The following is a 7,237-nucleotide window of genomic DNA, read 5'->3' on the forward strand; positions in this document are numbered from 1 at the left end:
GTATTGCCGATAATGACATTGTCCTCTGCTGCAAAAGTAGCCTGCAGAGACGGCTTCACGATAATTTTACCGCCTGATAACCCCTTGCCGACATAGTCGTTGCTGTCGCCTTCAACCGTCAACGTCATGCCGTGTGGAACAAATGCGCCGAAGCTCTGTCCAGCAGATCCGATAAACGAGTAACGGATCGTATCCTCAGGCAGTCCTGCCGCGCCGTATCTTCTCGTTACCTCGCTGCCCAATATTGTGCCCGTCGCACGATTCACATTGCATATCGGGAATGTCCCTTCGACAGGCATTCCTGATTCCAGCGCAGACTGCGCTTCGGGAACGAGCCTTGTCATATCGAGTGTCTCTTCCAAGCCATGGTTCTGAGCGCGAACTTGAATGCGCGAAGAACCTTCTGGCATCTCAGGCTGGTACAGCACCGAGGACAGATCGAGATGCTTCGCCTTCCAATGATCCAGCGCATCCTTCAGGTCCAAGCATTCTGTACGCCCAATCATTTCATCCAACGCACGGAATCCAAGCTCAGCCATCCATTCGCGAAGCTCCTCCGCAATGAAGAGCATAAAGTTCACGACATGCTGCGGATCGCCTGTAAAGTTCTTGCGCAGCTCTGGATTTTGTGTCGCCACTCCGACAGGGCATGTGTCCAGCTGGCATACTCGCATCATAATACAGCCGACCGCCACAAGCGGTGCTGTGGAGAAGCCATATTCCTCAGCTCCCAGCAGGGCAGCGATAGCAAGGTCGCGTCCTGTCATCATCTTCCCGTCCGTTTCCAATACAATACGATCGCGCAAGTTGTTCAGAATCAAGGTCTGATGCGTCTCCGCCAATCCAAGCTCCCACGGCAAGCCTGTGTGACGGATCGAGCCCTGCGGTGAAGCGCCGGTTCCACCGTCATAACCGCTAACGAGAATGACATCTGCACGGCCCTTGGCCACTCCGGCAGCAATGGTTCCAACACCGACCTCCGAGACGAGCTTCACGTTGATGCGCGCCTGCGGATTCGCATTCTTCAAATCATAGATCAGCTCAGCCAAATCCTCGATCGAGTAAATGTCATGGTGCGGCGGCGGAGAAATCAAGCCCACTCCTGGTGTCGAGCCGCGCACTTCCGCAACCCATGGATATACCTTGCGGCCTGGCAGCTGTCCGCCTTCTCCCGGCTTAGCTCCCTGTGCCATCTTAATCTGGATCTCATCCGCGTTAACGAGATAATGAGATGTCACACCGAAGCGTCCGGATGCCACCTGCTTGATCGCGCTTCTTCGGGAATCGCCATTCGCATCCTTTACATAGCGGGCTGGATTCTCTCCGCCTTCACCGGAGTTCGATTTTCCTCCAATCCGATTCATGGCGATAGCCAAGCTCTCGTGCGCTTCCTTCGAGATCGAGCCGAACGACATTGCTCCCGTCTTGAACCGCTTCACGATCGATTCGACGGATTCCACTTCATCCAGCGGAATCGCTGGGCCAATTGGCTTCAAGGTGAACAACGAACGAAGGGTTCGACTGCTGTTGTACTCTCCTTGCACCAACTTCGAATACTTCTTGAACAGACGATAATCGTTCGTACGTACAGCTTGCTGCAAGGTATGAATGGTTTGCGGGTTGAACAGATGCTCCTCCCCGTCCTTGCGCCACTGGTACTCGCCCCCGGAATCCAGTTCCGTATCTCTTCCTGGCTGTGAGGCGAAAGCACGATAGTGATGAGACAATGCCTCCTGCGCTACTTCCTCCAAGCCAATGCCGCCGATTCGGGATGGCGTCCAAGTAAAGTATCGATCGATAAAGCCCTGCTTCAAGCCAATTGCTTCAAAAATTTGTGCGCCGCGATAAGACTGTACCGTCGAGATTCCCATCTTGGATAAGATCTTCACGACGCCCTTCGTCGCGGCCTTCATATAGTTCTTAACTGCCTTCTCGTGCGTAATGCCGTGCAGGATGCCTTGGCGAATCATATCATCCAGCGTCTCGAACACCAAGTATGGGTTCACCACACTGACGCCATAGCCAAGCAGCAGTGCATAGTGGTGTACCTCGCGCGGCTCGCCCGATTCCAGCAATAGGCTCACCTTCGTACGCGTCCCTTGGCGAATGAGATGGTGATGAAGGCTGGATACTGCAAGAAGCGCCGGAATAGCCGCTTGATCCTCCTCCACGCTACGATCAGACAGGATGATTAAATTATGTCCCTTGCCGATAACCCGATCAGCTGCCTCGCACATCGTCTTCAAAGCCGCTTCAAGCCCCGCCGCTCCTTCTGATGCTGTGAACAAGATCGGAATGGTGATCGACTTGAAGCCTGGTCTGCGAATATGGCGAAGCTTCGCAAATTCTTCATTGGAGAGCACGGGAGAATCGAGCTTAATCTGGCGGCAGCTCTCCGGCTCTGGAAGCAACAGATTCCGCTCAGGCCCGATCGTCGTGCCCGTCGCAGTGACAATCTCCTCGCGAATGGCATCGATAGGCGGGTTCGTCACCTGTGCAAATAATTGCTTAAAGTAATTGTACAGCCGCTGCGGACGTTCAGATAATATCGCGAGCGGTGCATCATATCCCATCGATCCAAGCGGCTCTACACCAGTAGCCGCCATCGGCTCGATAATCTTGCGCAGTTCCTCATAGGTGTAACCGAATGCCTGCTGGCGCTGCTGCACATTCTCATGCTTCGGCTCAGGCACTTCCGGCGCGTCCGGCAAATCCTCAAGACCGACCAGATGCTCCTCCAGCCAAGCTTGGTACGGGTTCTCCGCCGCAATCTGCGCCTTCACCTCTTCATCGGAAATGATGCAGCCTTGCTCGGTATCTACAACGAGCATCCGCCCAGGACGAAGTCGATCCTTGTAGGCAATCTGCTCTGGCGCAATATCCAGCACGCCCGCTTCGGAGCTAAGCACAATCATATCGTCCTTCGTCACACAGTAACGAGATGGGCGCAATCCATTGCGATCCAAGGTGGCTACAATTTGCACACCGTCAGTAAACGCCATTGCCGCAGGGCCATCCCAAGGCTCCATCAGACAGCTGTGATACTCGTAAAAGGCCTTCTTCGCCGGATCCATGCTGTCATGATTGTTCCACGGCTCAGGCACCATCATCATCGCAACATGCGATAGCGGACGTCCCGCCAAATACAGAAATTCAAACGTATTGTCGAACATCCCCGTATCTGAACCATCATCATTAATGACTGGCTTCACCTTCTCCAGATCAGCTCCGAAGACGCCTGATGCGAACAATGTCTGACGCGCATGCATCCAGTTCACATTGCCGCGAAGCGTGTTGATTTCACCATTATGAATCATATAGCGATACGGATGGGCACGCTCCCAACTCGGGAACGTGTTCGTGCTGAAGCGTGAATGAATAAGTGCAATCGCAGATTCGAGCAAATCATGCTGCAGATCGAGATAGAACTGCCCAACTTGCTCGGTGGTCAGCATTCCTTTATATACAATTTTCCGGCAAGACATGCTCGAAATATAGAACGTGCTCGCTTCCTCTTCACCGGTATAGCGAATTTCCCGCTCCATCCGCTTGCGAATCATGTACAGCTTGCGTTCAAAGGCCAGCTCACTGTCGCTATCCGCATTCCGTGCGATAAACACTTGACGAACATAAGGCTGAACCGCCCGTGCGGATTGGCCAAGACCTTCCCCGTTCGTTGGCACAGTACGGAATCCGATTAATTGATGCCCCTCCTCCTCAACGATACGACGAAGACGCGCTTCATGCTCTTCCCGTGCTTGTTCATTCTGCGTCAGGAACAGCATACCCACGCCATAATTACCTGATTCCGGAAGTGTAATTCCTTGCTGCTCCAACTCACGAACAAAGAAGCGATGCGGAATTTGCAGCATAATTCCTGCTCCATCGCCTGTATTCGGTTCGCTTCCTTGACCGCCGCGATGCTCCATATTCACCAGCATCTGCAGCGCCTGACGTACGATATCGTGGGATTTCTGCCCTTTAATATGAGCAACGAAGCCCATTCCGCACGCATCTTTTTCATATCGTGGATCATATAATCCTTGCTTGGGAGGTAATCCGTTCAGTTTCATACGAAGCAACCTTTCTATTTAAAAGTGATCGACATACGTTGCATAGGATCGACAGCAATCAACACGTTCTCTTTATGAATTTATAATTATTCATTTGTATTGTTTCATTATTTTATCACCACGTTAATATGATGGCAATTTAATATTTTTATGTCCTTGATAAGTTATAATAGTTGACAAATCCTTAGTATAGAGCCAAACATAGCAATCCCCCTCTATGCATAAATCACCATTTCCGTTTATAAATTCTCGTTCTTTTTTTGCATTTTTCGACATATATGAACCATTATCTTCTTTTGTGAGGACAAAAAACATCATTCTCTATGCATATACATTCACCTTCGTGTATATTAAATTATACTGCAATCGGAGCACCTACAGATCATTCAGCCAATTATTGTATTTACAAATCTATAATTATAGATATAATGAAATGTATGGAACCTTTACTCATTTGCAAAGCTTTGTCTAATGACACACGCGCCCAAATTCTTCAATGGTTGAAGAATCCTGAAGAGCATTTCAATGAAGAGAAGTACATTCAGTATGGAATTTCATTTGCAACAGGCATATGCGTAGGCGATATTCAGAAAAAGACAGGGCTTGCGCAATCCGTTATCTCCAGCTACTTGCTCACGATGCAGCAAGCTGGACTATTAGAGTCTGAACGAATCGGCAAATGGACGTACTATCGCCGCAATGAACGCACGATACGAGAATATGCCGATTACGTCACCCATCACTTGTAGAGGAGGAGGAATATCTCTTTTTTTGTCAGGTTACATCTATATTTATAGATATGTAGTTATGTATATCAAATGGAATGGCATAAATGGGTTGAAGTGTATTGAAGTGAAGCTCATTGAAGTGAAATTATTTGAATGAAGTGCATCGTAGTACTCTTGGACCATTAAAGTGTAAATTCATGATGAATAGAAATGGAGTTATCGTTGAAATGAGAAAAACAAACCCCTTACTGCTTCTTCTACTGTCCCTTGGCGTATTCGGCATTATTACGACAGAAATGGGTATTGTGGGCGTGCTGCCTCAAATATCGCAGAAATACAACATTACAGCTTCCCAAGCAGGCTGGCTGGTCGGTATATTTGCACTCATCGTGGCCGTTAGCGGTCCGTTTCTTACCCTGATCGCATCCCGCTTTAACCACAAAAGCGTCCTATTGACGGCCATTTCCATGTTCGTGCTGTCCAATCTCGTCTATGCGTTCACCTCACATTTCGAGGTAATGCTTATATTCCGGATCTTGCCTGCGATGTTCCATCCGATTTTCTTCTCCATCGCACTCGTAGCTGCCGCCAGTCTGGTACCTCCCGAGCAGAGCAGTCAGGCTGTCGTTCGCGTATTTGCAGGAATTACAGTAGGCTTCGCATTTGGTGTCCCGATTACGTCTTACCTTGCTGAACGTATTTCGTTATCCACCTCCTTCTTATTTGGAGCCATCGTGAATGCAATCGCCTTGATAGGTTTGCTCATTTGGCTGCCCTCCATGCCTGTGAAGGAGAAGATGTCTTACGGCAAGCAGCTGAGTATTTTACGTAAGCCCGGACTTTGGCTCAACATAGCGGCTGTCATCTTTATTTTTGCAGCGATGTTCTCTGTGTACGGGTACTTTGCCGAATACACAAGCCAAATCACTCGAATGAATGGCTCACTCATCAGTCTCATGCTCATGGTATTTGGGCTTGTTATGATTGCTGGCAACTTTCTGTTCGGAACTTTGCTTCAGAAAAATACTACAAAAACGATACTGCTTTTCCCGCTTCTCTACGCGTTCATCTATGTACTTGTCTATTTTGCAGGGTCGTATCTTTCTCTCATGATTGGGATGATATTCATTTGGGGAACTGTGCACTCAGGAGGACTGATTGTGAGTCAAACTTGGTTGACTGCTGAAACGAAGGAAGCGCCTGAGTTCGGCAACAGTCTGTTCGTTTCTTTCTCCAACTTAGGAATTACGATTGGTACTGCTGTTGCGGGAATTATCATCGCTAACCTCGGCATGCATCAGCTTATCTGGTGTGGAGTAGGATTTTCCTTGCTTGCGTTTGCCGCAATAACAATCAAAATGAAGCTCTTCAGTGATACCATGCAAGGGAAAGATCAGGCACTCGGGGCATAGCCCATCACGGAGATTTATAGCGATTTCGACTCAGATTAAATATCGATTGCAATTTATACTTAACTCAAACTTAGCTTCGTATTAGGTTCCCAACTCTTACTTGCAGCATACAATCGTAAAATCAAAACAGGGACTGCACATGCAGTCCCTGTCCTGTGTTCTCTGACTAATCCCATTTAGGATTAATCCTTATTTCACCGTTACACGCAGTGATGTGCTCTTGCCGTCCAATGTCAGCTTCAAACTCCCACTGCCCTTGGATACACCTTGCACCGAACCACGCGACGCCTTAATCTTCACATTGGAAGGAACGAATGTCACGGAGGAAGTCACATCCACAACTTCACCTGTATCATAAATCGCCTGAACCTTCCACGATGCAGATTGACCGATGCCCAGCTTCACAGTTGTCGGATTTGCTTCCAGCTTCAGCAAGCGAGGCTTCACATGCACTGTAACCTCCAGCTTTCTTCCTTGATACTCACCGACCAGCTTTGTGCTGCCAATAGCCACACCCTTAACAGTAGCTCCGCGAACCGTTGCTACCTTTTCATTTTCAATAGTCCACTTAATACGCGAAGCAAGCGCAATCGTCTTTCCGTTCTTGTAGGTTCCTGTTACCTTAACCGATTGGGACTTGTTCACGTTCGTACGAATTTCAGAAGGAACGATGTCATACTTCACAATCTCTTCTTCGATCGTTGCTTTCACAGTCACTTTCACATTGGAAAATGTCCCTGTCAACGTCGCACGTCCTGCAATGAGACCCTTCATGTTCCCCTCGCGAACGAGCAAGTTCGGAGAACTTGATTCCCATTTCACTTGAGTCGTTACATTTTCTTCTGTACCATCAGCATAAATAACATTTACTTCTGGCAATGGCTGCTCACGACCCGTTACGATACTGATATCCGCCTTGTTCGCCTGCAATACGAGTGCCTTGCGCTGAACATTTACTTCCAAAGGAAGCGTTTGATTGCGAATGCTCGCTGTCAGGAAAGTCGTTCCCGGTGCTGCTGCCTTC

Annotated in this window: 4 protein-coding genes; 2 read left to right on the forward strand and 2 right to left on the reverse strand. The window is 48.8% G+C overall.

Annotation, left to right across the window (positions count from 1 at the left end; genetic code table 11):
• Window positions 1-4,073 (reverse strand): glutamate synthase large subunit (gltB, locus tag AZ66_RS24750; protein ID WP_044357318.1); only part of this gene is annotated, 4,073 nt, incomplete at its 3' end.
• Window positions 4,074-4,510: 437 nt separating this feature from the next.
• On the opposite strand from gltB, the gene AZ66_RS24755 reads away from it, so the two are divergent.
• Together AZ66_RS24755 and AZ66_RS24760 are read left to right on the forward strand one after the other, a co-directional pair.
• Complete coding sequence (locus AZ66_RS24755) at window positions 4,511-4,822, forward strand: ArsR/SmtB family transcription factor (protein WP_021254373.1); 312 nt, start codon at window positions 4,511-4,513, stop codon at window positions 4,820-4,822.
• Window positions 4,823-5,028: 206 nt separating this feature from the next.
• Window positions 5,029-6,213, forward strand: coding sequence for an MFS transporter (locus AZ66_RS24760; protein WP_044357319.1), 1,185 nt, complete (start codon window positions 5,029-5,031; stop codon window positions 6,211-6,213).
• Between the two features lie 189 nt (window positions 6,214-6,402).
• Here the strand turns inward: AZ66_RS24760 and AZ66_RS24765 are convergent.
• On the reverse strand, window positions 6,403-7,237 hold an 835-nt coding region (locus AZ66_RS24765; protein WP_044357321.1), incomplete at its 5' end, for an Ig-like domain-containing protein.

Source organism: Paenibacillus sp. E194, from assembly GCF_000935845.1.
GTDB classification, from domain to species: Bacteria; Bacillota; Bacilli; order Paenibacillales; family Paenibacillaceae; genus Paenibacillus_B; species Paenibacillus_B alvei_B.

What these genes read in the sequence shown, in the direction of transcription:
- AZ66_RS24755 (WP_021254373.1), top strand. Translation starts at nt 4,511, where the DNA reads ATGGAACCTTTACTCATTTGCAAAGCTTTGTCTAATGACACACGCGCC.
- AZ66_RS24760 (WP_044357319.1), top strand. Translation starts at nt 5,029, where the DNA reads ATGAGAAAAACAAACCCCTTACTGCTTCTTCTACTGTCCCTTGGCGTA.